We start from the raw sequence: 25,067 nt of genomic DNA, 5'->3' as shown, positions 1-25,067 counted from the left end.
TGACCGATGACTGGAGACGGATGACCGGAGACCGAAGTCAAGCGGCAATGTGTTTCAAAAAAATCATGCATTTGTGGCCATCCACTTCCTGAAATTTTAAAGAACGAGAATTATGAAAACCTTAAAAATCAGTACAGTCTGTCTAATCAGTGTACTATTGGCAGCCTGCGAAGAACCATCAGAAAAGCTTCCGGTTTATCACAGTCCTGATTTCACACCTGTCTGGGAAAACTCAACCGCCTACCAGCATTATATCGCTGATTTTGAATACATTGATCAAAACGGAGAGGGATATGGCACCAATGAATTGGAAGGTAAAATCCATGTAATGAACTGCTTCTTTACAGCTTGTCCCAGCCTCTGCCCTACCCTTATGGGCAATCTGATGGAAGTTCAAAATAGCTTCAAGGGTGATCCGGAAATTCAAATGATTTCTTTAAGCGTAACTCCGGAAAGAGATTCAATAAGTCGACTCATATCGTATGCTGAATTAAACGGAATTCGTTCCTCAAACTGGCATCTTCTCACCGGCGATAAAAAGTTGATTTATCAGACGGCCCGCCAAAGCTATTTTGTAGACGAAAACATCGGAACTGAGTTAAATGAAAACGATTTTCTGCATACGGAGAACGTCATTCTTGTCGATCAAAATCTTCAAATCAGAGGTATTTATAATGGCAGCCTGCCGCTGGAAATTGAGCAGTTGATTGAAGATATCAGGATACTTAAAAAAGAACTTTGACTAGTTCAAAGCCAAACCTGAAAGTTCTCGGGCCACATTATCAGCGTTTTGCAAGATTTCAAAATTCAATGGCTTATTCTTGGTCAGAAATGCCGTTTTGACCCCGGCATTTTTACCGGCTTGTAAATCGGAAAGGCTATCGCCAATAAAAATCACTTTGTCTTTTTCTATATGTGGGTATTCCTTAAAAAGTTCCAGAAGCATCCCGGGGTTAGGTTTACGACATGGCGAGGAGTTTTTGGTATCTGTACAGAATTTGATGTCACGAATTTTTACACCCTCGGACTCCATTTCTTTGAGAAGCGTAAAATGAACAGCATGAAGCTCCTCAATGGTCATTAAACCGCGGCCTACACCTCTTTGGTTGGTCACAATAAAGAACTCCTTACCCGCGTCACCCCACTTTTTCAAAGTTTCTCTGACTCCGGGTAAAATCTCAAGCTCCTCTGGTTTTGTGACATATCCATCATCAATTTTTCGATTGAGCACCCCATCACGATCTAAAAAGACGGTTTTAAACTCCGCTGACTCCTTTGAAGACCACGCCGGAATTAATGATTGCCCTTTCTCATAGTCCTCCGGAATACCAATGTCTATAAATTGAGAATCACTAAACGGACAGGCATAAAAACGACCCTCATCGACTTTAACTGCCAGAAAATCATCTTCCAGAGAGAAGGGAATATCCGTGGGAGTTTGTGCTAAAAACTCAGTTTTGTTAATCAGGTAAATACCGGCATTGATATAGGTTTTGCCTGTTACGTTTTTAGGAATAAAACCATTGACTTTAGCATCAGAACCTATGCTCATCCCGCCATATCGACCATTGTTTTCAATCTCATGAACAGAAAACGTAAGCGTACCCTGAAACTGGCGATGGGCAAAGTGAAGCTTTGAAAGCTCAAACTCAAAAAAAGTATCACCGTTGCACACTAAAACCTCATCAGAATTGGCGGCATTGAGAGCTAACCGAACTCCGCCACCTGTGCCTAATGGATTTTCTTCATGCACATACACCAGAGGGACACCCTGAAATTCATTTCCAAAGTAATCGCTGATCACCTCTGATTTATAGCCAACAGACAAAATAATTCGATCAACACCTCTGGAAACGAGGTATTTCATCTGATAAAACAGGAAAGGCTTTTCACCAATAGGAGCCATGGGTTTTGGCACATCAGAAACTACCGCTTGTAATCTGGTTCCTTTGCCGCCGGCCAGAATGATGGCTTCCTGCATCATGATCTGGGAAAAATTCTGGATTCTACGACTTCGCAGATAGCATGGCCCACGGTAATGTGTGCCTCCTGAATACGAGGAGTTTCTTTTGAAGGTATGTTAATGAGCAAATCTACCAGCTCACTCATGTTTCCACCTGTTTGCCCGGTGAAACCAATGGTAAGCATTTGCATTTTTCTTGCCTGATTAATGGCCCTAATTATGTTCTGTGAGTTACCGGATGTAGACAGACAAACCAGAACATCACCCGAATGGCCTATCCCTTTTATCAGCCTGGAGTAAATATCATCATAGCTGTAGTCATTGGCCACAGCGGTGAGGTAAGAAGTATTCACATGAAGAGCCTCAGCATATAGGGGGTCACGGTCATAATTAAAGCGTCCGCTGAGCTCGGCAGCCAGGTGCTGGGCGTCTGCCGCAGAACCACCATTACCACAGAAAAGAATTTTTTTATCAGCTCTTAAGGCAGCCTCTATCATTTTGGTTGCCTTTTCTATTTTGGCGATAAGCTCTTCGTTATCAAGTATTTTCTTTTTGACGGAGATAGACTCCTTAAGCGTTTCTTTAATCATTTTCGTCTATTTTCCAGGTCGTAACCCCATCTTCCACAAAATTGAATTGTTTTATCAATCCCCCGAAAGGTTTAAGGGCGTTAATTACTTTTTGTTTCGTGTTTTCAGGGCAGTAGAAAAACATAAACCCGCCACCGCCCGCTCCGGATATTTTCCCACCGGTACAGCCTGCATTTCTCGCAGCATCGTAGATTTCATCAATCATCGGGTTTGAAATCTGCTTGGTCATCTGCTTTTTAAACTCCCAGCCTTCATGCAGGTTCTCTCCCAGTTTATTGAGTTTGCCCAGCAATAAAGCCTCTTTCATTTGAATGGCCTGATTTTTCAAACGATGCATCGCCTCCACACTTTTCTTAACCCCGGAAGTGGCATTCTTAATTTGAGCATCAATGATTTTTGAGCTCAAACGGCTGGTACCCGTATAATACAGTACAATATTACTCTCAAGCTCCAGAATACTGGTCTGCTTGATTCTCAAAGGGTTAACTACCACTTTATCGTCGGCATAAAACTCCATAAAGTTAAAGCCTCCAAAAGTGGCGGCATACTGATCTTGCTTTCCGCCGCTCATTCCCATTTCCACACGTTCAATTTCGTAGGCCATTTTGGCGATATCATATTCACCCAGAGGAATCTCAAGCCACTCAGCGAAAGCTCCAATAATCGCGACCACAAGCGTGGAAGATGTCCCCAAGCCTGAGCCAGCAGGAGCATCTACAAACGTGTGCAGCTCAAAGGCTAAAGGCTTTTTAGCGTATTGTTTTACAACACGATTGTATACGCCTTTGAGAAGGTCAAGTTTCCCATCAAACTCCAGACTTTCTGCACTTTCGGCCTCTACCATTTCTTCCCGGTCCTCAGAGATCAGTTTGATTTTCCCGTCACTTCGAGGGATAATGGTGGCGTAAGCATACAAACTAATGGTGGCGTTCAAAATATTCCCTCCGTATTCATCAGAGTACGGGCTAACGTCTGTTCCTCCACCGGCAAGTCCCAGTCTGAGCGGGGCTCTGCTTCGTATGATCATGCAAAAGCAAATTAGTTGGGCGACAAAGATAATCAGCATTTAGCACCTGAAAAAGGCGAAACGAACTAAAGCAATTGTCAATCGGTTGCGGTAATTTTGGAACTTACACTTTCGTTATTAAATCAAACCTGAGCAATATCGCACGGCTACCTCTCATCGGCATTTTTATTTTAGCTTGCTTTCAGCTGATTGCTCAACAATCCACTTTTGAAGGCCGAATCCGTGATTTTGAGACTGACGAGCCGCTTCCTTTTGTCAATATTACTCTTCAAAATACGGGCACTCAATCTGATTCACTGGGGCATTTTTCATTAGCTACCCGGCTCACCGGGCAATTAAAGTTCAGTATAGTCGGCTATGATAGCCGAAGTTTTGATGCTCAATATTTCAAAAATGGAAGCATCGTTTATCTCTCAAAAAGCAAAAACGAACTCGATGAGGTTTTGGTCAGACCCGGAGAGAACCCGGCCTGGAGAATCATTCGGGAAGTCAGAAGAAATGAACGCAATAATAACCCGCTGAAGTATGATGAGTTTAAAGCACTCAGCTATACTAAAATCAGACTCCGGGCTGATAGCCTAATGTATGCGGACACTTCCGGTAATGGTGAAACACTGAAAGGCTATTTCAAACTCCCCAAACAAGATTCTCTAAGTCAGCAAGACTATTTGAATTTGCTGATGCTTGAAAACGAGGGCAACTTCTACTTCAAAAAAGGGCAGCAAAAAGAAGTGGTGAACCATAGCATCACCAATGTGCCAAAGTTTTTCCCAACGAATCTGATATTTACAGACGAACAAAACCCGATTGGGTTCTACCAGCCCTTCTACAAGTTTTTCTTTCTCAGTGCTGCCAATACCGATGGCGTAGGTGTAGAAAGAAACTATGTTAATCCCATCAAGAACGGTACTTTCAGCTATTATGATTTTGAGTTGACAGACACTTTGTTTCAGGATAAAGACTCCGTTTTTGTTATACAATTCTGGCCTTTCAAAAAAACACAGGAAGCTCTGAAAGGTGTTTTAAAAATCAACTCAAACGGTTATGCCATACAGGAAATTATTGCAGAAAATGCTGATACTTTACAGCCCCTGAATATTCGAATTGAGCAGCAGTATGTTTTTGGAAACAGCCGCTGGTATCCTGAGAAACGAACAATGAGCTGGCAGTATCCTTTTGAAACCCAAAAGGCCAAAATGAGGGTCCGGTTTACTCATTTTCAATACTTACGAAATTTTGAGAATGAATTAAAAGAGGGAGACGTCTACTTTGATGGCAGCACCAAAAGCATTACTCCTAAAGCGGATACCATCACGTTTGATCAGTTTAGAGAAGTAAGGCCTTTGATTCTGAATGAAGAAGAGAAAAAGGTTTACCAAAAAACCGACAACGCCTTTTCAAATCTTCCGATTATCAAAAAAGGGATTGAACTGATGGAGAAACCTAGCAAGTGGATCATGCAGGCCTCATTGCCCATTGGACCGTTTTTGCTGCTACTTGATCAAAATCAATCTAACTTTCACGAGCTGGTGCGTGGCGGTCTTGGTCTTCAAAACAACTTATTAGAAAATCCCAGATTTGGCTTCAGAGCCAGTGCAGGATTTGGGCTTCGTGACCAGACTTTTAAATACAGAACCTCCGCTTCATGGCATATCACCAAAGACCGTTATAATCGCCTGAGCGTTTACCACGTCAAAGATATTCGCCCTCCGGGACAGGTTTCTTTTCTGGGACCAAACTACAGTACGCCATATCCGCAATCCTTGTTTTTTGATCGCCGGGGCTATATCGTTGATAGCTACAAATTGACAGGCACGGCATTATATGTCAAACCTATTCGCTGGACATGGTTTCGGTTCTACACCGAAAAACAGGATGTTGAAGGTCTGAATTACGAGATTGAAGAATTGGGAAAAAGCACTCAGTCCTACTTACACTACGGTGTCAATATGCGTTTTGCCCGTAAAGAACGCTTTGTTAGAAATGGCTTTTTCGAGAATGTAGTCAGCAATTATTTCCCGATCGTGGCCTTTAATTACGGTCATTTTAATGGACTAAATAACTCAAAATCTTTTCAACGGTTTTCCTTTAGCATCACACAACAGTTTCGTTGGAAAAAACTGGGCTATGACGTGATTAAAATTAACGGAGGTCAGATTTGGGGAGATGCCCCTTATAATTTTCTGTATAATAATCTGGGTGGAAGCCGGGGATTTTTCGGCTTCAGCAAACCGGGCTTTATTACGGGCAATTTCCTCAATTACGCTTCTAACCGATATATCTTCCTGGATTATGTTCATTATTTCGGCAAAAACCTGATCAAGTCAAAAGTCAAATGGTTTCAGCCTCAGGTAGGGATAGGTCATCGATTTTCGTGGTCTGTTCTGGATAGCACAACGCGGTTTGAAGGTTTTGAGATTGACTCATTTAAACAAGGGCAATTTGAGCTTGACCTTTATCTGAATAACCTGATCACAATTCCTCTATTTGGACTACAGACAGGCTTTGGATTTAATGCTGCCTATAATTACTCTCAGACTTTTGAAGGAAAAAGAAGATGGGTGATTTTACCAAATGTTAATTTGAACGTGTTTTAAGCAACGTCTACTCCCTCTTACGGGTCAAATTAGCTTTTAACCGTTTAACACATTTTAAGGTAATCTTCTCATTTAAAAGGCCTAATTTAGCCTGACTGCGAAGTGCCACATTCTACGATGAAAAAGCTTATAATTCTTCTTACACTCTCTCTCAGCATGGTGAGCTATGCTCAGGAAATACACTTTCCTGACTTGAGCCCGCAGGCGTTTGTCAAACAGGAGATTGGCAATACCAACTTTGAGCTCAGCTATTCGAGGCCAGCTGTAAGAGGCCGCAAAATTTTCGGAGAACTCGTACCCTACGGAGAAGTTTGGAGAACGGGTGCCGCCTGGTGCAGCACATTATCTTTTGATCAGGAAGTTAGTATTGAAGGAGTTGACATACCTGCAGGTACATACTCTATTTTGTCAATTCCAAGGCCAACCGATTGGGTCATTATTCTCAATAAAGACACAACACTTTACGGTGCTTACAAGTACAATAAGGAATTAGACGTAGCCCGTTTTCAGGTCGCCGCAAAAAAGATTCCGGAAGTGCAGGAGTCACTTTCTATGAAAATTGATTTTGTTCCTAATCACGCCCTCATGACAATTTCATGGGAGTTTACCGAGGTTTCTTTCCTGATTAAAACCTCCACCCATCAGGAAATGGAAAGTTATATCGCTGATAAGTTGTTGACTCGCATCGAAACCGATGATGAAAACTATATTCAGGCTGCTGAATACCTCCTTTTAAATAATTATGATCTTGACCAGTCCTTTCAGTTACTGGAATACGCTTTGGAAATTCGTGATTCTGAAAATGTGCGGGGAAGCCGGGCCGCTGTTTTACAGCAAATGGGAAGAAAAGGCGATGCTGAAAAAGAAATTCAAACCGCTATAGCTTTGGTGAAAGCCTCCGACAGCATGAGTGAAAGCGATAAAAAAGTGAGTATTGAATATTGGGAAAGTAGACTTACTGAATTGAATTAATAGCTTAAAATTTCGTTTAAATTAGTACGAATAAACCTGTAATATATGATAAGTAAACCAACACAATCGATTTTTAAGGCTGTAGCCCTCAGCATTTTGCTTTTGCCTGGCAGCCAGCTTTTGGCTCAAACCAAGGCCGAAAAAAAAGTAGAGAAACTCAAAGCTAAACTCGAAAAAGCTATAGAGGCTCTCCCTGTTTCAGAAGAAGCACAGAAAAACATTGAGAAAGTTGTTGTGGGTAAAAAAGAGCTACCCAAACCTGTGAAAGGAGTTACCGTAGAAGGTATTACAGAATATACCCTTGATAACGGCATGAAAGTACTTTTGCTTCCTGATCAAACTCAGCAAACTATTACCGTTAACATCACCTATATGGTGGGCAGTCGCCATGAAGGCTATGGCGAAACAGGAATGGCTCACTTGCTGGAGCACATGGTTTTCAAGGGATCACCCAAGCATACCGACATTCCAAAAGAACTCTCTGATCATGGGGCCCGACCAAACGGAACCACGTCACTGGACAGAACCAACTATTTTGAAACTTTCAATGCTACGGAAGAGAATTTGAGATGGGCACTTGATCTGGAGTCTGACCGAATGGTGAACTCTTTCATTAAAAAAGAAGATCTGGAGTCTGAATATACCGTAGTTAGAAACGAGTTTGAAATGGGTGAAAATAACCCTAACAGTATTTTGAGTGAACGCATCGTTTCTGCTGCTTATCTATGGCACAATTACGGAAACAGCACTATTGGCTCAAGAGAAGACCTGGAAAGAGTGCCGGTTGATAAGCTTAAAGACTTCTACAAAAAGTATTACCAACCTGATAACGCTGTTCTTATCGTCGCCGGAAAATTTGACCCGGAAGAAACCTTAGAATTGGTCAATGAATACTTTGGCCCGATTCCGAGACCAAAACGAACTTTATCAGGCACTTACACTATCGAACCGGCCCAGGATACTGAGCGAAACATAGTACTTCAGCGAGTAGGTGACGTACAGTTTTTAGGTGCTTTATACCATGTACCACCGGCTACGCACGAAGATTACGCATCTGTGGATGTAATTTCAGATGCTTTAGGCTACAGCCCAAGTGGCCCGCTTTATAAAGCTTTGGTTGATACCAAACTAGCTTCTCAGGTCTTTGGCTATGCCAGAGCACTCAATGAACCCGGCTATTCTTATTTTGGAGCAGTGGTGCCGAAAGAGAACGACATTCATGCTGCTAGAGAGGCTTTTTTGAAAGCTATGGATGAAGCCATTGCTAATGGTTTTTCTCAGGAAGAAGTAGATCGTGCTAAAAGCCAGACAGCCCGTTATCTGGAACAGGTTACCAGAGATTCGGAGAATTTCGCAAAAATGCTGACAGAGTTTATCGCACTGGGCGACTGGAGAACCTTCTTCATTTTCAGAGACGCCGTCGAAAATGTAACCCTCGAAGATGTCAATCGCGTAGCGAAAAAGTATTTCAAACCCTCAAACAGAACGGTGGGTATGTTTATCCCTACCGAGGAGCCTGACAGAGTTCATATTCCTGAGGCACCGGATGTGGAGGAATTAGTAAAAGACTATAAAGGTCGCGAAATTCAGGAAGTTGCTGAGGTTTTTGAGGCAACGCCAGAAAACATTGACAGCCGAAATACCACCGGCACTTTTGCCAATGGCATGGAATACTCGCTCATCTCAAAGGGAACTCGAGGAAACGTGGTTTCAGGTAGTATGACGCTCAGAATTGGGAACGAAAAATCACTCTCTAACATAGGAATGACTGATAACCTGACGGCCTCAATGCTGATGAGAGGAACCAAAAACCTTACCCGTCAGGAAATCAAAGACAAGCTGGACGGTATGAAAAGTTCAGTAAGCATTGGTGGTGGTGGCAATACAATTTCTGTCGGCATTAATACCACCAAAGAAAACCTGAGCGAAGTGTTGGCCATTGTTGAAGATGTTTTGAAAAACCCTTCATTTGATCAGAAAGAATTCAGCAATCTCGTTACCGAAAACAAAACGGGTATAGAGGCCAATATGAGCCAGCCGATGGCCATTGGAAGCACTACTTTCAGACGCATTATGTCACCCTATAAAAAAGGAGACATTCGTTATGTGCCTACATTTAAAGAGCAGCTTGAAATGCTTCAGCAGGTAACCCCGGCATCTATGAAAGCTTTCCATGAGGCCCATTATGGTACTTCAAATGCCACGATTTCTTTGGTCGGCGATTTTGACCAGGAGAAAACACTGAATGAGTTGAAAGAGCGTTTTGGATCATGGGAAAACCCAACAAAGTTCACCCGTGTTCCTAATGAATATCACCCGAATCCGTCAGGGACAGAGAAAATTGAAACACCTGATAAAGCCAATGCTTTACTGATCAGCGGAATCAACCTTAAAATGAAAGACAGCGACCCGGACTACCCGGCCATGTATGTGGCGAATTACCTGATGGGCGGTGGATTTTTAAATAGCCGTATTGCCACTCGTTTGCGTCAAAAAGATGGCATTTCTTACGGTGCCGGTACGCAGTTTAGTGCCTCATCAATTGATGAAAACGGTCAATTTTTAGTGTATGCTATTCTGGCTCCTGAAAACAGTGAAAAAGCCAAGCAAGGAATTTTTGAGGAAATTGATCGTGTAAGAAACGAAGGCTTTACCGAAGAGGAGCTGGCCAAAGCCAAAGAAGGATTGATGCAAAGCCGTCAACTATCCCGCTCTAAAGATGACGAACTTGCCGGCAAACTGAACGGCTACCTGTACCTTGACAGAACCATGAATTTTGATGCTTCTTTTGATGAAAAACTTCAAAATCTTACCCTTGAAGAAGTCAACAGCACTTTCAGAAAGTATGTTGACAATTCAAAACTGACAATGGTACAAGCCGGCGATTTCGCCAAGAAATTCGCTGCTCCAGCAGCTGAGGAAGAAGCCTCTCCGGCGGGGACTTCGGGGGCAGAGTAAGATTATCATTTAAACGGGAGCTTTCTGTAAAAGAATGCTCCCGTTTTTTACAAAAACATTTCCTCCTTGAGGCAAAAACCAGTAACTGTATGAAATTAAAAGCTATTCTTCTTTTCTTTTTTCTGACCTCTCTCAATGCTTTTTCGCAGCAGAGCCATTCGGATGAAGGTTTATTTAAAATTGCGATTATGTATCCCAACGCTGAAGGCAACACCTTTAACATAGAATACTATAAAACCAAACACATGCCTTATGTGGCAGCCATGCTCGGATCTAATCTGATTAAATATACCATTGAGGAAGGGCTTTCAAATGTTATCCCCGGCCAGCCGCTGCCCTACATGGCCATAGGTACTTTTTACGTTAAAAATGTTGAAGATTATCAAAAAGCCATTGGCCCAAACATTACTGAAATTCGAGCCGATTTTGCCAACTACACAAATGCAATTCCCGTCATACTCATCAGTGAGGTAGTTTATTAGACCAGATAAAGTGTCTGATTCAACTTCCAAAGGCCAACTTCTTTATCCTTAATTGTATATCTTCATAGTTTGAAAAACAGACCATGAAGACTTACCAACTTTTATTCACTCTTTTTGCGGTTTTCTTCTGTATAAACTCCTTTGCCCAAGGAAATGGAAAAACAGATAGCCTTGAAAAAGCATTTGCCACCGCAAAACATGACACCATAAGATCAAGAGTTTTAAACGGGCTTTTTAACGCTTACCTCTATAACGACGCTGAAAAGGCCAAGATGTATGCCTTGAAAGGTATAGACCTTGGTAAAAAGGCCGGCAACAAAAAAATAGAAACCAGCTTTAATTACCTTCTCGGAGTTTATTACTCATTTACACCTAAAAGTGACTCTGCGGAGTATTTCTACAAAAAAACCTTACAAGATTACCGGGCCATGGGTGACAGCCTCAGTGCTGGAGTAGGCCAGGCGATCAGTAGTCTTGCGATTATTACACAGGAACGTGGAGATTTTGAGGAAAGCGAACGTCTTTTTAAAAAGTCTCTGGATATGGATATCGCCAGAAAAGACACCGTAAATATGTCAATCAGTTATTCTCAACTGGGGAGACATTATATTACCCGCGGATATCTGAGACTTGCCCTGAATTATACCCTAGAGGCCATTCAGCTGTTTAAGACAACAAAGGATCAAATCAGACTTGCGGACGCCTATAATCTGCTCTCGGGTGTTGAGATGGAGCTGGGAAATTTTCAAAAATCTATTGAGTATAATGAGCTGGCCATACCTATTTATAAAGAGGCGAACGACCAACTTTTCCTATCTCAGGCCCTTAATGATGCTGGTTTAGCAGCATCATTAGCGAAAAACTACTCATTGGCTGAGAAATATCTGAACGAAGCACTGACCATCAGTCGGTCAATGGATAACTTTAGCATTACCTCCTCTGCTCTGCAAAATCTTGGTAAGGTTCAGTTTGAAAAAGGGCAAACCTCAACTGCGATCAGAACTTTAAAAGAAAGTCTGAGTTTTGCAGAAAAAGCTGAGGAGACCTTTAAAATTCATGAAACAGGAGAGCAACTCGCCAAAGTGTTTGTTCAGTCCGGACAGGTGCAACAAGCCCTCTCGCTGACCAACAAAGCTCTGGAATTTGGACTCCAGAAAGATGTAAAGAGTTTGATCGTTAATGCCCATGAGATCAAAAGCCTAGCTTTTGCGAAACTTGGACAATATGCCGAGGCTTTGGAGCAATTCAAATTATTTCATGCCGCCAGTGATAGTCTGGATCATAAGAAAAACAGCCAGGAAGTAGAAGAGCTTAGAATTATCTACGAATCAGAGAAAAAGGAGGCAGAGATTGAAAAGCTAGCTTTGGAAATTGAGAAATCAAACCTGCAGAAAACACTTTTCGCCGGAGGCATGATCTCGGCCATTCTAATAGCGGGTTTGCTGTATTTTGGTTTCCGTCAACGGAGCAAACGCAATAAGGCTGAATACGAAAAGGAGAAAGCCCTGATAGCCAAAGAACTGGAGTTCAAAAAGAAAGAGCTGGTGAGTCAAACCCTTCATCTGGTCAATAAAAACACCTTGATTCAGAATTTACAACAGGACCTCAAAGAAATACGTAAAACGGCCGGTGAACAAACCAAAGAGATCGGTAAAATCATTAAAGACCTTCAACAGGAAAACGCGTCTGATGCGAACTGGGAAGTCTTTAAAAGTCACTTTGCCCAGGTTCATAACGACTTCGACATCAAGCTCAAACAAAAGGCCCCGGACATCACCGACAACGAAATTCGTTTGGCCGCTTTCCTGAAAATGAAGCTGAGTACCAAAGAAATCGCCGGAATGCTTAATGTACAACCCGACAGCATCACCAAATCTAAATACCGCCTGAAAAAGAAGTTTAACCTGGAAGTGGATGATGACTTTGATGCGTTTTTGGAGGGGATTTAGGAATAAAGACAGGTTACGGGTATTATCAATTAAGAAATATTAAACATCGCCTTTAAATCTCATTATAAGAAACTTACGAGCATTTTACTTTTAAAAAAGATAACCAATTAATTTTGATTATGGCGTATATCTAATTGTTAACTCTTAGTAAAACATAAATAGCGAAATGAAGATTTCGAGGAATGATCCTTGCCTTTGTGGAAGCAATGAAAAATATTAGATGCTGTTTGCCAAAATCTATTAAAGAGGATGGTTTGATTCCAATTACATCGGAAATACAAGAAATATTTGACAGGGAAAATAATCGTTTTAAATCATTTATGGGTAGAGACATTTCTAAAGACGACCCACTCATGTCATCTACGTTAAGGATGTCTGAATCTGAATATAAACTGCATATATCTGGAATACTTGAAGATATTGGTGTTAACCCAAGAGTGATTTATGCATTTAATAAATTGGGCTACACATTGGTCGAAGGCGAAGAGTTTTACTCAGACGAGCAAATTGAGGAATGGAATTTAGCTATTGAGGAATACGAAGAAATAGAAGAACATGGGGAAGATATTGAGACTCAAAACATAAAGTCAGCGACTGAAAGTATAATGAAGGCAATCGATAAACTACAATTTTTGTATGCCTTAATCATTCGAAAGTATGCTAATAAATCTGAAAACATTGACCTAATAGAAAATGTTAATCCAAATGATTACATTCTCTTTTGCTTGACTCGTAATCTAAAAACTTTAAAAGCAATCACAATCCTTGCGGTAAACGACTTTCCGGAAGATGCACTCAATTTAACAAGAACTAATTTTGAAAATTATGCTGAAATAGTTTACTCAAATTATGATAGCAAAAATTTAAAAAAACAACTAATTGCAGAAAATGGTGTAAAAACAGGAACTCATAAAAGGAAGTGGAGAAAGATAATCAATAAAGAAAATAATGAGCAGATTCATCTAAAGAGTAATCATGAAAAAATTAGTCTTCATCCGGTTTTCAAAGATATAGATGTAAAAATTTACAAGCTACTATATAGCTACTTGTCCTCATATACACATCCTGATATTATGGTTGCATTTCAATATATCGACAAAGATTCCGGATTTACAGACCTTAAAGACAACTCAAATATTGACCCATTGATATTTACTCTAATATTTAATTTCATGATAATTCATGAAATCTATGAATCTAGTTTCTTTGAAACTTCAAAGGAAGATTTAGTTCAACAAAATAAGGAAATTTATGAAACCCTTAATTTAGTTGACATGTATATAGGTAAATTGAATGAAAATATTAGAATAAGAATAAATAAAACAATAAAAACCTACAGCTAACACTTTATAAGACGGAACTCTCCCTTTGGGAGCACTCCTTTTGCAATTATACATTGGGTAATATTTGATAAAATGGACCAAGAAGAAAAATGAGGAAATATCGATAAAGCTCTGAAAGAAATTACAGTGCCTTTTTTAAGAGAAAAAGGATTTAAAGGATCTCTTACCCATTTTAGACAACAACAAACTGATGGTATTAATCTTTTGACTTTTCAACACAGTTTGTGTGACAATAAATTCGTAGTAGAAACTGCAAACTGTCCGAGCAATGGAATTATGACGCATTGGGGAAAAGAAATCCCTAAAAACAGGTTTACCGGAAATGACCAGGCAAAAAGACTTAGACTCGGAAGTGAAAAGAATGATACGGACAATTGGTTCGAATATGATAAAAAGCAACTATTTACTGACATTTATCAAAAGAGAGCCAAAGAAATAATTGACTTACAGGATGAAGCGGAAAATTGGTGGACAAAAGACCCATTTGAACAATAGGATAAAAAATAAAAAACCGTGCACAACAATACCTAACCTTCTGGTGGGCTGATGTCTTGCCTCAAGGTTTTTGATTATTTGCTATCTTTGAAAACGGACAACCAGTTTAGCGTTTTGAGAAATCCGCCTGAAAGCAAGGCCTGATATTGTTTCGAGCAATTAATAAAACCCAACAGTCGAATTAATTCAGATAATTGTATTTGAAATCATTGGAGAGATTGTAGGACGAATTTTCGTTGAAGCAATATTCCAAGGAATCATAGTTGGCACTTATAGACTTATAAAAAAGGTGCTGAGTGGATAAAAGTGAATATTTTGGGGTCCCCACCTAAAACAACTAATCCGAAAAAATCACTTAAAAAAAATGCTGACAAGAAGATTGAACTAACAGCAAATCTAAATTCTGTTCTGAGAGTTGGATAAAATGGAGCAATCTCGGAAGTAATCGATATGGACAATGTTTTTGTAGAATTCTATGACACAAACGGAAACCAGGTAGAATGAAATAATGAATTGGTCTTTCAAATCAGAATGAACCAATTCGAACTAAATAAATAGAAAAACGAACTGCAATATCCACAGTAGCAAGTGCGAGCTGACTCTGCTCTCTAAAGCTTCCGTCATAACTAAAGATTCATTCGCCTATTCTTTGTAATTGGCACCTTTTTTTATTCCGCCAAGAACTTAGTAATCTTGTAAATAACTCGGCCCTTTCTACGGTTAATTCATGAATCCTGACAAAAACATCCTCTCCTTCTTAAAACCCGAGCTTGTAGAAAAAATCTGGGAGCAGTCTGCCGTTCAGGAAATCCCTAAGGGCACCGAGATTTTAAGAGAGGAGCAGTCCGTTAAGGTTTTACCTATTGTGCTAAACGGGCTTATTAAGGTATATTCTCGTTTTGATGATAAGGAGTTATTGCTCTACTATATTGAGCCGGCTCAAAGCTGCGTCATGACATTTTATGCGGCTTTAAAAAACACACCCAGCAAGGTCTTTGCCAGTACTGAAGAAGATTCCGCCGTTTTACTGATTCCCGTTGGTTTACTTCCCGATTGGCTGAAAGAATATCCGGATTTCAATGAGTTGTTCTACAATCAGTTTAATCTTCGATACTCAGAGCTGCTGGATACCATCGGCCATTTGCTGCTCGACAAGATGGATAAACGACTCTACGACCATCTCCATAAAAAATGGGAACTCACCGGTGGCAATGGCATCAAAATGAGTCACAGCCAGATCGCCAATGAACTGGGCACGGCACGTGAGGTAGTCACCCGTGTGCTGAAAAAACTGGAAATTGATGGAAAAGTGAGTCAGAACTCAGGCGAAATAAAAATAATTGCCCCGTGGTGACTGCGGTCACTGCCAGAGAAAACCATGGCCTATACCTTTGGTTCATAATCAAATTATAAACACCAAAATTTTAAGGACATGAAAAAGAATATGGGCTCCACAGACAAAATTATCAGAGTAATCATCGCAGTCATTATCGCTGCCCTATACTTTACGGGTACTATCTCAGGAACTCTAGGAATCGTTCTTTTGGTACTGGCAGGCATTTTCGTTTTAACCAGCCTGGTTAGCTTCTGCCCGCTGTATGCACCTTTTGGCATTAGCACCTGCCCTGTTAAGGATAAGAAATAAGACAGGTCAGCCTGTTCATTAAGACGGCCTTACGTGAGTTCGGCCGTCTTTTTTATGGATAATTTTTTATTCATACTTACTTCAAAAACACACGGACTTTTGGCTTTCAGGCATTTGCCAAAGACAATGACTCAATGCCTATAAAATACTCATATTCAACCCTCTAAATACACCCAAACCCCTCCTCCATTTGGAATTATGCTTTTTTTTTCGTATTATCTAGCATACCATTTTATTAAATGTTTCTCACTTAAAACTCCTGAGAAACGTAATCACAAAATATATTTATGAAGAAAGATAAGCATATAGAAAAGTCCATTCAGTGGGCCAAAAAGAAAGGATTTTCAAAATTCAGAGCCGACCTTGACGGGTTTGACGACCCTATTAACTTCACCCGGTCGAGCGATCAGGCGGAGTTCGCTCCGGACCTGACGGCAGTGTCAAGAAATAACAGGAAACACTATTTCCATGTCACACTTAAAAAAGAAGAAACTGAAGACACGCTGTCGCAGATTAAACTCTATCACAAACTCGCCAAGGCCAAAGATGGCAAACTATATTTAATGGCTCCCATGGGCAATCTGAGGTACGCCAGAGATATTTCAAAAAAGCTGGAAATGGCTGAGGTCATTCGCATATAAGAAGCTTTTAAGTCCTGCAATAGAGCCGACTTCCCACAAGGGCAGTCAGCTTTTTTCGTACCAATATCATGAATTGATATTCCTTCGGCGACTTATCCTAAACTCCTGTCTCCCTTCGAGAATAACCTTACCACCTTTTATTTCACGAATGTATTGTCGGTTAATTACTACTTTTCGGTTTGGTCTGATAAAGTCAAAGTCACTCAAACGTTTCTCCAGCACCCCAAGGGTGGTTGCCACAAACTCCTTCCTGCCGCTTTTCAGAAAGACATAGGTATAATTTACGTCTGCCTGCAGATAGACAATTTGAGAGGCATACGCCTTTTTACCTCCTCCGATACTGATTTTTTCCATCATCAGTTACAGCCCTCAATACTTGCTTCAAAAAACTCATTATAACCGGAATCAAAGCCCGGAGCGAGATCTATGGCCTCCCCGGCCAGGTAACTCTGATTGACTCCGGCGTTCAGATTAGAAGTAAGATAGCCGGCAGCCTGATAAACAGTATCGGTCACAGTTTGCACTTCCAGGTTCTCAGGACAAGGGGTATCAATACTCTTGGCTGCAGCCTCTGCTGAATTGCCGGTACTAAAAGTTTCCCCACTGTGATTAGTCACCGAAGTTTCAACCCTATTTAGCCACGGAGAAGATTCAGCCGTAAGATAAACGGATCTGGTTAAGCCGGCAGAAGAAAGAGTTGGATTTGATATCTGGCCAGGGGCAGCCATAGAGAACATTAAACATAGAGTTAGTGTAGACGTAGTTTTCAGGAAAGGTCTTTTCATTGTTTTGGGGCACGTTTTCAGAATACAAAACAATCATTTCCAAAATTTCTGACGCCTACCCTTTAGTTTAAAATGACCTATACTTTGGTATAGTTTTTAGATTTTCGTACTCCTAAACAGCCATTTGGTACTAATTCTTATCAATTAGAGGAATCTCTGAAAAAGCTCTTTCCTATTCCTGACCTCAAGTTTAGTGTAAAGGTTTTTCGAATGGTATTTCACGGTGTGGAGTGAAATAAAGAGTGCCTCTCCAATTTCAGAATTTGATTTACCGAGCAGAATCTGCTGCAAAACCTCATTCTCTCTTTCAGATAACCGGTATTGATTGATCAGTTCCTCTACGGTACTTAAGTGTGATCCCGAAAGACTTTCAACATTTTTTGATTCCATTGCCTGATTTTCATTTTTCAAGGTGTACAGAACTGCAAAAGTGGTAAAGAGAGCCTCCAAAACTCCGGCCAGCATTAGGGTAAATTCAGAGGTATTAAAAAGAGCGAGATTTAGTCTTTTGAGAATAAAAAAATCAAGCGAAAAGGCAAAAGTGAAAATAAAGCCAACGATGAAAAACTTAGAGGTGCTTTTAGAAAAATGAATAAAGGAATACACAAAATAAAACCCTAAAATCACCACGGCTATCAGGTCACCGGCCAATAAATAAAAGGTAAAGGAGGCGGCAGCTAAATAGTGAAAAAGATAAAGAGTGCCTGAAATGGCCAATGCTGTACCAAGCAAATAATAATGAATACGCCTGCTCTTTACTTTGAGATAATTGATGGCGAAGAGGGCTCCAAAAAGAGGTACCGTTAGATGCGTAATCAGATTAATCTCTCCTGAAAAGGGAAGGCTGAATAGCTTCTGCTCAGTAAATCCCGGCTCTAGTAGCAGGCCTATGGCACATGAGAAGGTAAAAAGAAAATAGAAAAGAGAAGATTTCCTTTTATGCAGCAGATAGATGTACGCCTGAAAAATACATAGGAAGAAAATGAGGCCAAGGTAACCTCCGATTAAAATAGTGGCATTCATCTTTTGAGCGTGTCAGTTCAACCTTAATTGGCTTTATCAACGAAATCGTTGGGCTGAGTGTACTCACAAATTTAAGAGGTTATTTCCTGGCATCAAGAACAAAAAGTCGTTGAATCAATCTCTTTCTTACCGGTTCAATGCAAAGCTTCTTCTGGTGATAGCCCTTTCAGAGTCCTTCTAAAAATACATTCAAATCCTTTACTCCCTCAAGGCTCAGTTTCTTTTTGAGTCTGAATTTTGACTTCTTCACGCTTTCAGGCTGTACATTTAACATTTCAGCGATTTCTTTATTACTGAGCTTCATTTTTACCAGAGCAGCCAGTCTGATTTCATTATCTGTAATGCTTTGGTTTTTCTCACGCAGTTTTCGGTCAAAACCATCATGCATTTCCATGAATTGCGACTTAAAAACCTCCCAGTTAGCCTCCGAGGCATTTTCCATTTTGAGGTTTCTGATGATTTTATTGATTTCCTTAATACTGCCTTCACTGGCTTTTTGGTAATTGGTCAAATCCTCTTTTAAGTCATTCAAAACAGCATTTTTGTTAACCAGATGAAGAGTTTGACTGACCAATTCCTTCTTTTTTGAGCTAAGTTCGGTTTGAATTTTCTCTTCCCGCTCTCTGGCAGCTTTCTGTCTTTGAAAAAGAATCCATCTGAATACCCCATAACTGAAAGCCGCGGCACCCAGCAGCATAAAAATGGTTTGCCACATAAAACGGCTGGAAAGATTCACCGGCTCACCATTTCGGTAGTTTTCATAAGCCCGGGTTAACTCAGCCCACCATCCCGTACTACCACCTTCTTGAAAATCTGGCAAACCTTCAATGAAGGCACCTTCTTCAAAGTTTTTCATAATCAACTGTCCCTGACCTGCTGAGGAGCTGATAACATTCGTCTCTTTCGAATCAAAATCAAATAAAATCTGGTCATCAGACCGGTTGTTCCCATTAACAAATTCTGCTTTTACTGCAGCCGCATCCAGAGCTTGATTTCTAAAGCTCAAATTATCTAAAGCTCCTGCAAAGTAAGCTTCATCGGCCCCTCCTATCCCAGCGGGACTTTGACCAGCTAAAATGCCATTGGTATTATCACGCACATACGCATCCATGGTGCCATCAAGGTAGAATAAAAGCATGCGTTGATTTTTCACCAAAGCTATATGGTGCCATTGCCCATCGTTAATCGATGCCGAAGAAGTCAGTGAAGGTGAATATTCACCATCAAATCTTGAAACCTTAATTTTGAACCGGTCAGGGTCATCAACTCGTGTATCAATCCAGATTTTTAGCGGGTGTTGCTCTCCGGTTTCTTTGAGAAACAAGTATTCCTTCTCAACGTCAGGATTAGTAGAATTTGATAGCTGAATCCAAAAGCTTACCGTGAAATTTTGATCAGATTCAATCTGAAAAGAGCTGTTTTCCAGTTCCAGAAAATCGTCAACCCCGTCAAATTTTAAGGCATAGTTTTGACTTAAGGAGACCGGTGAATAAGCCAAAAAAAGTAAAAGTAGAAGAGTGCTGACCTGCTGCATACTCAAATCTACTACAAAAAACGAAAGTCTGTTTGTATGGCTATGTCAGAACTTGCCGCCCCGCTTTCGCCAAATGGCGTAGAGTAACATTAAACCTCCAATAAAAAACAGCAGAATAGGCCAGGACATAGAATAAAACGTTTTTTCAAAAATAGTCAGGAATAAATATCAGCCAAAGCATCAGACAGCTCCTTAAATTTAAAGGTAAACCCGGTGTCTTCAATTTTTACGGAAGAAACTTTATTACCTCCCAGCACCAATTGAGCCCGCTCTTGTAAAAGCAACTTCAAAGCAATTTTGGGAACATTGGGTACCCAAATCGGTCTTTTTAAGACTTTCCCCAGTTCCTTAACAATGGTCTTATTCTGTTCCGGATTTGGAGCTACAGCATTAAAGATACCATCCATGGCTTTGTTCATGGCAGCTTCGTAAAACATTTGAGCCAGATCATGAACATGAATCCATGACATCCACTGCTCACCATCACCCAGAGGCGAGCCCACACCCAATTTGACGGGCATAGCCAGCTGAGGCAATGCCCCCGCATTTTTATCCAGAACGATGCCGATTCTTAATTTCACAGCTGGTGACGCTGCGGTTTTGGCGAAAGCATTAACAGCCTTCTCCCACTCGACCACAACGTTTGAAATATAGTCTTTGCCGGCTTTGTGCACCTCTGAGAGCAATTGATCACCGGTATCAAAACCATAATAACCGATGGCTGAGGCTGATACTATTTTCGCTGGAAAATTACCCTTTCGCTGAAATTCCGCCGCCAGAAATTTGAGAGGATTCACCCGGGAATCAATAATTTCCTGCTTTCTTTTCTCTGACCAGCGTTTATCGGCGATCCCGGCTCCGGCGAGGTGAATCAAACAATCAACTCCTTCTAAGGCCTGTTCCTCAATCTCCTGTTGATCAATATCCCATTGAAAATAATTGACTTTACTCTTACTCTCTCTCTTAGAACGGGTAAGAATCCCAACTTCATGGTCTTCAGCTATTAATATGGAGGTGAGTTCCTTCCCCACCAGACCCGTACCACCTGTAATTAAGAATCGCATAGATTAATGTTGCTACATGTAAATGATCTGCTTTTAAAACCAGAAAAAGACCGGATTAATTCAACGCATTGCAACCTCGGTGAGTGCTTCACCGTAATCCCACAAATCAAAACATAAACTTTATGAATTACTCAAAACAAATTACTGCCATAGGCCTAGGTCTTTGCCTCAGCCTGTTTTCCTGTGAAAAAGAAGATGACACCACACCAGCTGTTACTTTCAGTGACGTAAACGCTATTTTTCAGGCCAATTGCCAGCCATGCCATTTGGCGGGTTCCGGAGCCAACTTTGAAGCAAGAGCGAAGTTTGTAAACGACGCCAGCATTGCCGCAGCTGTTTCATCAGGAATCATCAGCCGAATCAATAAAGAACAAGGAGACCCTGCACTGATGCCAAAAAACGGCAATAAGTTACCGGCTTCTGACATCCAATTAATTCAGGATTGGATAGATGGCGGACTTCAATAAGCTCTTTTTGAATTATTTCAGACATTGGCTCGTTATGTTTTCCGGGGCAGGATGCTTATTTTTGCAGCCCTTGAGATAAACAAAACACAAGAAAATGCTTGTTAACATATTCAAATCCAAGATTCACCGCGTGAAGGTAACTCAGGCTGAACTGAATTACGTAGGAAGCATCACTATTGATGAAGACTTGCTTGACGCTGCCGGAATTAAGGAGAATGAGAAAGTTCAGATCGTAAATAATCATAATGGCGAGAGGCTTGAAACTTACGCCATTAAAGGCAAAAGGGGTTCAGGAATCATTTGCCTGAACGGAGCAGCCGCACGTAAAGCACAACCCGGCGATGTGGTAATCATCATTTCTTATGCCTGGATGACTCAGGAAGAAGCTGCCAATCATAAACCCGTTGTGGTTTTTCCTGATGAGAATAACAGAGTTGTGAAATAAGTCTTTTGAAGACATTTGATAAAGGTCAAATCCTGTACATTTGTGCAGCATTTGACCTTTTTTTATTCTGAATGAGTCTCAAAAACACCCTCAAATTCGTCATTTCCTTTGGCCTTGCAGGCCTTTTATTATGGTATGTTCTCAAAGGAATTGACCTCAATATCCTCTGGGAAAATGTTAAAAATGCCAATTACTTCTGGGTGATCGTGGCAGGCTTAATGGCTTTGGTGGCTCATTGGAGCCGGGCCTATCGCTGGAAACTCATGTTGCAGCCTTTAGGCTATAATCCCTCGGCATTCAGAAGCACTATTGCCGTGCTAATTGGTTATGTTACTAATCTGGTTTTACCTCGTGCCGGTGAGCTTGCAAGGTCGGCCAGTTTGAAAGATCTTGAAAATGTTCCTTTTGAGAAATCTTTTGGAGCTGTAGTGGCCGAAAGACTCATTGACGTTTTCATATTATTGATTTTGATTTGTCTCAATCTCATTCTTGAGTTTGACCGGTTGAAAGACTTTTTCCTGGAGCTGATGGGTGATAAACTTCCTGATCCCGTGATAGCCGGCTCAGCATTTGCAATTCTCATTGCCTTGGCTGCTTTTGCTTTCTTTTGGATTAAAAAGAACGATCAGAAACTCGAGAAATACGGGATTTATGTTAAAATCAAAGGCATCGTTAAAGGTCTTTGGGAAGGCTTCACAGGAGTGAGAAATCTCAAAAATCCCGTGGCTTTCTGGGGACATACTTTGCTTATTTGGGTAATGTATTACTTCATGACATGGTTCTTGTGTTTCTCCTTACCTCAAACAGAAAACCTGGGTCCACTGGCCGGATTAACCATGCTGGTAATGGGCACTATAGGCATGGCCGCTCCTACGGTAGGCGGTATTGGAAGTTATCATTTTCTGGTCGGTAAAATTGTGGGCCTGTATGGTTTAGACCCTCAAAATGGCATAACACTGGCCACTTTCATGCATACCATGCAAGGGATTATATTTATCGTTTTGTTCGGATTAACGGCTCTGGCGATCTCGTTTTTTATCAGAAAAAAAGACCAGTCGTCCTGAAAAACACCCTTTCAAGAAAGTTTGAAGACCTCATGGAATTTGGTAGAGAGTAAAGTCGTTTTTCTATGTGACAAGTCTCCTCATTTTCGTCACAAATGTTGAAGACAAGACAAAAGATTTGTAGTATTCGTAAAAAATAAAAAATAAGAATGAACGGTATCATTTTAATAAGTGTGGTTTTCATGGGAATCAGTTGGATTGTTTCCAACCGTTTGAAAAGCAAATTCAAAAAATATTCAAAAATCGGTCTTCATAATGGTTTAAGCGGGGCTGAGATTGCCCACAAAATGCTGAGTGATAATGGTATTCATGACGTTAAAATCACTCAGGTGAACGGTCAGCTGACTGATCACTATAACCCTCAAAACAAAACGGTAAACCTAAGCACTGATGTTTATCATGGCCGAAGTGCCGCAGCAGCTGCGGTAGCCTCTCACGAGGTGGGTCACGCCGTACAGCACGCCACCGCTTATGCAGCTCTCAGAATGAGATCAGCAATGGTGCCGGCCGTGAGTTTTGCCTCCAGAATGATGGGAATGATGAATATGTTTCTCTTCATGGGTGGTTTCTACATGATTTCTCAGGGCTCTGCCATCGGCAACATGTTGTTGATTGCTTTGATCGTTGCTAACGTAGCGATAACTGCCTTTTCATTGATTACCCTACCGGTGGAATTTGACGCCAGTAACCGTGCATTGAAATGGATGGAAGCCAGAAACGTGGTTAGTCAGCAGGAACATGGAATGGCGAAAGATGCTCTAAAATGGGCCGCAATGACCTACGTAGTCGGTGCACTTGCTGCCGTAGCAAACCTTGCCTATTATCTAATGATTTTCCTTGGGAGAGGGGATGATTAATTGAGATAAAGCTCTTAAAAGCGGTTTGATCATTTCAAGCCGCTTTTTTTATGCCCTTTCCATGGCGGACTCCTTCAACTCCTGAAATTGATCAAATATCTCACCTGCCGAAGGAAGAATTCCCCGTAGTCTTTCAATGATATTGGGTGCGAAGCCTTCCAGAATTGGATAAACTTCTGATTCTGCCACCAGGTTTTGCGGAAGACCTAAACCGACAGTAGAGGCCAGCCACAACAAAGAACTCAGACCAAAGAACCATAAAAAAGCTCCTAAAGCTGCTCCGGCGATTCCGTCCATCGTTCCAAGAAATGTAAGACGTAATGCCTTTCGAAAAGCCCACCCCAGTTTATTAACAAAAAAGATGGTTGGGAAGAAAATGAGTAGAAAAGACAGATAAGGCATCACCTTGCCCGACATATCTACGCCGGTAAACTCGCCGATAAGGTCCATCCCCAAACCGAGGTATCTGAAACCGAAAACGATAGCGATGACAAGAGCAAGAATACCAATAACCTCCACCAGCAGACCGCGTTTGAAGCCAGTATATGCCCCCATGATAATGGGAATTAATAAAAGAATGTCAATGGAATTCAAGGATGTAGAGGTTTTAGGAAAGCTAAAAAAGTCTGCCTTATCGGCAGACTTTGAATAATTACATTAATTAGCCAACAGGCTTTTCACCATGGCTGAGATGGCTCGGCCATCAGCCTTACCGGCAAGAGTCTTGGTAGCAATACCCATTACCTTACCCATATCAGAGGGTGAAGTGGCTCCCACTTTGGCAATCACCTCCTCCAGAGCTTTTTTCAAGTCGTCCTCACTCATGGCCTCAGGTAAGTATTTTTCAATCACTGCGATTTCAGCCTCCTCTTTTTCAAGAAGATCAGGCCTGTTTTGTTGCTTGTAGATTTCAGCGGAGTCTTTTCTTTGTTTAACGGCCTTTTGAAGAATTCGCATTTCATCCGCTTCTGTCAGTTCTCCACTTTTGCCAGCTGCCGTTTCTTCCAATAATATCACTTTTTTGACATCTCTAAGAGCCAGTAATTTCACTTTATCTTTGGCCAGCATGGCCGCTTTAATATCCGCGTCGATTTTTGATTTTAAAGACATGTAATTTGGTTTTTTCTGATTCAACGAAGCATTGTGAATGAATCGCTGTAATTTTG

The 25,067-nt window shown here is 41.1% G+C and carries 26 protein-coding genes; 16 read left to right on the top strand and 10 right to left on the bottom strand.

Annotated features, from left to right (window positions below):
* Positions 1 to 112 precede the first annotated feature (112 nt).
* On the top strand, positions 113 to 742 hold the full coding sequence (locus AFM12_RS17620; RefSeq protein WP_055151090.1) for an SCO family protein: 630 nt from the start codon (positions 113 to 115) through the stop codon (positions 740 to 742).
* Here the strand turns inward: AFM12_RS17620 and AFM12_RS17615 are convergent, their stop codons facing one another.
* Genes AFM12_RS17615 through AFM12_RS17605 form a run of 3 tightly spaced genes read right to left on the bottom strand, consistent with a single transcriptional unit; the run spans position 743 to position 3,580 of the window.
* A complete protein-coding gene (locus AFM12_RS17615; protein ID WP_055151087.1) occupies positions 743 to 1,984 on the bottom strand; it encodes an HAD-IIIA family hydrolase in 1,242 nt (413 codons plus the stop codon). It abuts the gene before it with no gap.
* A complete protein-coding gene (locus AFM12_RS17610; RefSeq protein WP_055151084.1) occupies positions 1,981 to 2,553 on the bottom strand; it encodes a D-sedoheptulose-7-phosphate isomerase in 573 nt (190 codons plus the stop codon). The genes AFM12_RS17615 and AFM12_RS17610 overlap by 4 nt, the downstream gene beginning before the upstream one ends.
* Complete coding sequence (locus AFM12_RS17605) at positions 2,546 to 3,580, bottom strand: GHMP family kinase ATP-binding protein (RefSeq protein ID WP_055151081.1); 1,035 nt, start codon at positions 3,578 to 3,580, stop codon at positions 2,546 to 2,548. The genes AFM12_RS17610 and AFM12_RS17605 overlap by 8 nt, the downstream gene beginning before the upstream one ends.
* 74 nt (positions 3,581 to 3,654) lie before the next feature.
* Here AFM12_RS17605 and AFM12_RS17600 point away from each other — a divergent pair, with 74 nt between their 5' ends.
* The 11 genes from AFM12_RS17600 to AFM12_RS17555 all read left to right on the top strand — a co-directional run bounded on the left by AFM12_RS17600 (position 3,655) and on the right by AFM12_RS17555 (position 16,662).
* Positions 3,655 to 6,177: a DUF5686 family protein gene (locus AFM12_RS17600; RefSeq protein ID WP_055151078.1), complete on the top strand. Its 2,523-nt coding sequence runs from the start codon at positions 3,655 to 3,657 to the stop codon at positions 6,175 to 6,177.
* Positions 6,178 to 6,294: 117 nt separating this feature from the next.
* Positions 6,295 to 7,149, top strand: coding sequence for a DUF2911 domain-containing protein (locus AFM12_RS17595; protein ID WP_055151075.1), 855 nt, complete (start codon positions 6,295 to 6,297; stop codon positions 7,147 to 7,149).
* Positions 7,150 to 7,194: 45 nt separating this feature from the next.
* Entirely contained in the window at positions 7,195 to 10,107 is a 2,913-nt protein-coding gene (locus AFM12_RS17590) for a M16 family metallopeptidase (RefSeq protein ID WP_082391402.1), read from the top strand.
* Between the two features lie 89 nt (positions 10,108 to 10,196).
* Positions 10,197 to 10,589: an EthD family reductase gene (locus tag AFM12_RS17585; protein ID WP_055151072.1), complete on the top strand. Its 393-nt coding sequence runs from the start codon at positions 10,197 to 10,199 to the stop codon at positions 10,587 to 10,589.
* An 83-nt stretch (positions 10,590 to 10,672) separates the two neighbouring features.
* Positions 10,673 to 12,538, top strand: a complete 1,866-nt coding sequence (locus AFM12_RS17580; RefSeq protein WP_055151069.1) for a tetratricopeptide repeat protein — start codon at positions 10,673 to 10,675, stop codon at positions 12,536 to 12,538.
* 166 nt (positions 12,539 to 12,704) lie between these two features.
* Positions 12,705 to 12,758, top strand: coding sequence for an SEC-C metal-binding domain-containing protein (locus AFM12_RS20070; RefSeq protein WP_082391407.1), 54 nt, complete (start codon positions 12,705 to 12,707; stop codon positions 12,756 to 12,758).
* Positions 12,745 to 13,881 carry a DUF5677 domain-containing protein gene (locus AFM12_RS19950; protein WP_374754278.1) on the top strand — a complete coding sequence of 379 codons (1,137 nt, stop codon included), beginning with the start codon at positions 12,745 to 12,747 and terminating at the stop codon, positions 13,879 to 13,881. Before AFM12_RS20070 ends, AFM12_RS19950 begins: the two co-directional genes overlap by 14 nt.
* A 126-nt stretch (positions 13,882 to 14,007) precedes the next feature.
* The gene (locus AFM12_RS17570) at positions 14,008 to 14,376 is read left to right on the top strand and encodes a DUF4304 domain-containing protein (RefSeq protein ID WP_055151063.1); all 369 of its coding nucleotides are present in this window, start codon (positions 14,008 to 14,010) and stop codon (positions 14,374 to 14,376) included.
* Between the two features lie 727 nt (positions 14,377 to 15,103).
* Positions 15,104 to 15,730: a Crp/Fnr family transcriptional regulator gene (locus AFM12_RS17565; protein WP_055151059.1), complete on the top strand. Its 627-nt coding sequence runs from the start codon at positions 15,104 to 15,106 to the stop codon at positions 15,728 to 15,730.
* Between the two features lie 78 nt (positions 15,731 to 15,808).
* Positions 15,809 to 16,021, top strand: a complete 213-nt coding sequence (locus tag AFM12_RS17560) for a YgaP family membrane protein (RefSeq protein ID WP_055151056.1) — start codon at positions 15,809 to 15,811, stop codon at positions 16,019 to 16,021.
* Between the two features lie 287 nt (positions 16,022 to 16,308).
* A complete protein-coding gene (locus AFM12_RS17555; protein WP_055151053.1) occupies positions 16,309 to 16,662 on the top strand; it encodes a hypothetical protein in 354 nt (117 codons plus the stop codon).
* A 66-nt stretch (positions 16,663 to 16,728) separates the two neighbouring features.
* On the opposite strand, the gene AFM12_RS17550 is transcribed toward AFM12_RS17555, so the two are convergent.
* The 5 genes from AFM12_RS17550 to AFM12_RS17530 form a co-directional block, all read right to left on the bottom strand.
* A complete protein-coding gene (locus AFM12_RS17550) occupies positions 16,729 to 17,019 on the bottom strand; it encodes a LytR/AlgR family response regulator transcription factor (RefSeq protein WP_055151049.1) in 291 nt (96 codons plus the stop codon).
* Positions 17,019 to 17,447 (bottom strand): 3-coathanger stack domain-containing protein, encoded by a 429-nt coding sequence (locus tag AFM12_RS17545; RefSeq protein WP_131458458.1) that lies wholly within the window; start codon positions 17,445 to 17,447, stop codon positions 17,019 to 17,021. The genes AFM12_RS17550 and AFM12_RS17545 overlap by 1 nt, the downstream gene beginning before the upstream one ends.
* 144 nt (positions 17,448 to 17,591) lie before the next feature.
* Positions 17,592 to 18,470, bottom strand: coding sequence for a LuxR C-terminal-related transcriptional regulator (locus tag AFM12_RS17540; RefSeq protein ID WP_055151044.1), 879 nt, complete (start codon positions 18,468 to 18,470; stop codon positions 17,592 to 17,594).
* Between the two features lie 166 nt (positions 18,471 to 18,636).
* Positions 18,637 to 20,004 (bottom strand): LamG domain-containing protein, encoded by a 1,368-nt coding sequence (locus AFM12_RS17535; protein ID WP_055151041.1) that lies wholly within the window; start codon positions 20,002 to 20,004, stop codon positions 18,637 to 18,639.
* Between the two features lie 155 nt (positions 20,005 to 20,159).
* Complete coding sequence (locus AFM12_RS17530; protein WP_055151038.1) at positions 20,160 to 21,068, bottom strand: TIGR01777 family oxidoreductase; 909 nt, start codon at positions 21,066 to 21,068, stop codon at positions 20,160 to 20,162.
* Between the two features lie 122 nt (positions 21,069 to 21,190).
* Between AFM12_RS17530 and AFM12_RS17525 the strand changes: the two genes are divergently transcribed.
* From AFM12_RS17525 to AFM12_RS17510, 4 genes are all read left to right on the top strand, one after another.
* Positions 21,191 to 21,535: a c-type cytochrome gene (locus AFM12_RS17525; RefSeq protein WP_131458456.1), complete on the top strand. Its 345-nt coding sequence runs from the start codon at positions 21,191 to 21,193 to the stop codon at positions 21,533 to 21,535.
* A gap of 94 nt (positions 21,536 to 21,629) precedes the next feature.
* Positions 21,630 to 21,980 (top strand): aspartate 1-decarboxylase, encoded by a 351-nt coding sequence (gene panD, locus AFM12_RS17520; protein ID WP_055151032.1) that lies wholly within the window; start codon positions 21,630 to 21,632, stop codon positions 21,978 to 21,980.
* A 71-nt stretch (positions 21,981 to 22,051) separates the two neighbouring features.
* Positions 22,052 to 23,044: a lysylphosphatidylglycerol synthase transmembrane domain-containing protein gene (locus AFM12_RS17515; RefSeq protein ID WP_055151029.1), complete on the top strand. Its 993-nt coding sequence runs from the start codon at positions 22,052 to 22,054 to the stop codon at positions 23,042 to 23,044.
* Between the two features lie 149 nt (positions 23,045 to 23,193).
* Entirely contained in the window at positions 23,194 to 23,901 is a 708-nt protein-coding gene (locus AFM12_RS17510) for a zinc metallopeptidase (protein ID WP_055151026.1), read from the top strand.
* A gap of 48 nt (positions 23,902 to 23,949) precedes the next feature.
* Here the strand turns inward: AFM12_RS17510 and AFM12_RS17505 are convergent, their stop codons facing one another.
* Positions 23,950 to 24,495, bottom strand: coding sequence for a CvpA family protein (locus AFM12_RS17505; protein ID WP_131458454.1), 546 nt, complete (start codon positions 24,493 to 24,495; stop codon positions 23,950 to 23,952).
* Positions 24,496 to 24,558: 63 nt separating this feature from the next.
* Positions 24,559 to 25,011, bottom strand: coding sequence for a GatB/YqeY domain-containing protein (locus AFM12_RS17500; RefSeq protein WP_055151253.1), 453 nt, complete (start codon positions 25,009 to 25,011; stop codon positions 24,559 to 24,561).
* Positions 25,012 to 25,067: the final 56 nt, after the last annotated feature.

This window comes from Jiulongibacter sediminis, assembly GCF_001306455.1.
Lineage (GTDB): Bacteria > Bacteroidota > Bacteroidia > Cytophagales > Spirosomataceae > Jiulongibacter > Jiulongibacter sediminis.
The sequence above is the reverse complement of the archived record's forward strand: the minus strand, read 5'-3'. Positions and strand labels throughout refer to the sequence as shown.

Bases quoted from the DNA above. Each gene is read 5' to 3' on its own strand.
- AFM12_RS17620 (WP_055151090.1), top strand. From the start codon at position 113: ATGAAAACCTTAAAAATCAGTACAGTCTGTCTAATCAGTGTACTATTG.
- AFM12_RS17615 (WP_055151087.1), bottom strand. From the start codon at position 1,984: ATGATGCAGGAAGCCATCATTCTGGCCGGCGGCAAAGGAACCAGATTA.
- AFM12_RS17610 (WP_055151084.1), bottom strand. From the start codon at position 2,553: ATGATTAAAGAAACGCTTAAGGAGTCTATCTCCGTCAAAAAGAAAATA.
- AFM12_RS17605 (WP_055151081.1), bottom strand. From the start codon at position 3,580: ATGATCATACGAAGCAGAGCCCCGCTCAGACTGGGACTTGCCGGTGGA.
- AFM12_RS17595 (WP_055151075.1), top strand. From the start codon at position 6,295: ATGAAAAAGCTTATAATTCTTCTTACACTCTCTCTCAGCATGGTGAGC.
- AFM12_RS17590 (WP_082391402.1), top strand. From the start codon at position 7,195: ATGATAAGTAAACCAACACAATCGATTTTTAAGGCTGTAGCCCTCAGC.
- AFM12_RS17585 (WP_055151072.1), top strand. From the start codon at position 10,197: ATGAAATTAAAAGCTATTCTTCTTTTCTTTTTTCTGACCTCTCTCAAT.
- AFM12_RS17580 (WP_055151069.1), top strand. From the start codon at position 10,673: ATGAAGACTTACCAACTTTTATTCACTCTTTTTGCGGTTTTCTTCTGT.
- AFM12_RS19950 (WP_374754278.1), top strand. From the start codon at position 12,745: ATGAAAAATATTAGATGCTGTTTGCCAAAATCTATTAAAGAGGATGGT.
- AFM12_RS17565 (WP_055151059.1), top strand. From the start codon at position 15,104: ATGAATCCTGACAAAAACATCCTCTCCTTCTTAAAACCCGAGCTTGTA.
- AFM12_RS17560 (WP_055151056.1), top strand. From the start codon at position 15,809: ATGAAAAAGAATATGGGCTCCACAGACAAAATTATCAGAGTAATCATC.
- AFM12_RS17555 (WP_055151053.1), top strand. From the start codon at position 16,309: ATGAAGAAAGATAAGCATATAGAAAAGTCCATTCAGTGGGCCAAAAAG.
- AFM12_RS17550 (WP_055151049.1), bottom strand. From the start codon at position 17,019: ATGATGGAAAAAATCAGTATCGGAGGAGGTAAAAAGGCGTATGCCTCT.
- AFM12_RS17545 (WP_131458458.1), bottom strand. From the start codon at position 17,447: ATGAAAAGACCTTTCCTGAAAACTACGTCTACACTAACTCTATGTTTA.
- AFM12_RS17540 (WP_055151044.1), bottom strand. From the start codon at position 18,470: ATGAATGCCACTATTTTAATCGGAGGTTACCTTGGCCTCATTTTCTTC.
- AFM12_RS17535 (WP_055151041.1), bottom strand. From the start codon at position 20,004: ATGCAGCAGGTCAGCACTCTTCTACTTTTACTTTTTTTGGCTTATTCA.
- AFM12_RS17530 (WP_055151038.1), bottom strand. From the start codon at position 21,068: ATGCGATTCTTAATTACAGGTGGTACGGGTCTGGTGGGGAAGGAACTC.
- AFM12_RS17525 (WP_131458456.1), top strand. From the start codon at position 21,191: ATGAATTACTCAAAACAAATTACTGCCATAGGCCTAGGTCTTTGCCTC.
- panD (WP_055151032.1), top strand. From the start codon at position 21,630: ATGCTTGTTAACATATTCAAATCCAAGATTCACCGCGTGAAGGTAACT.
- AFM12_RS17515 (WP_055151029.1), top strand. From the start codon at position 22,052: ATGAGTCTCAAAAACACCCTCAAATTCGTCATTTCCTTTGGCCTTGCA.
- AFM12_RS17510 (WP_055151026.1), top strand. From the start codon at position 23,194: ATGAACGGTATCATTTTAATAAGTGTGGTTTTCATGGGAATCAGTTGG.
- AFM12_RS17500 (WP_055151253.1), bottom strand. From the start codon at position 25,011: ATGTCTTTAAAATCAAAAATCGACGCGGATATTAAAGCGGCCATGCTG.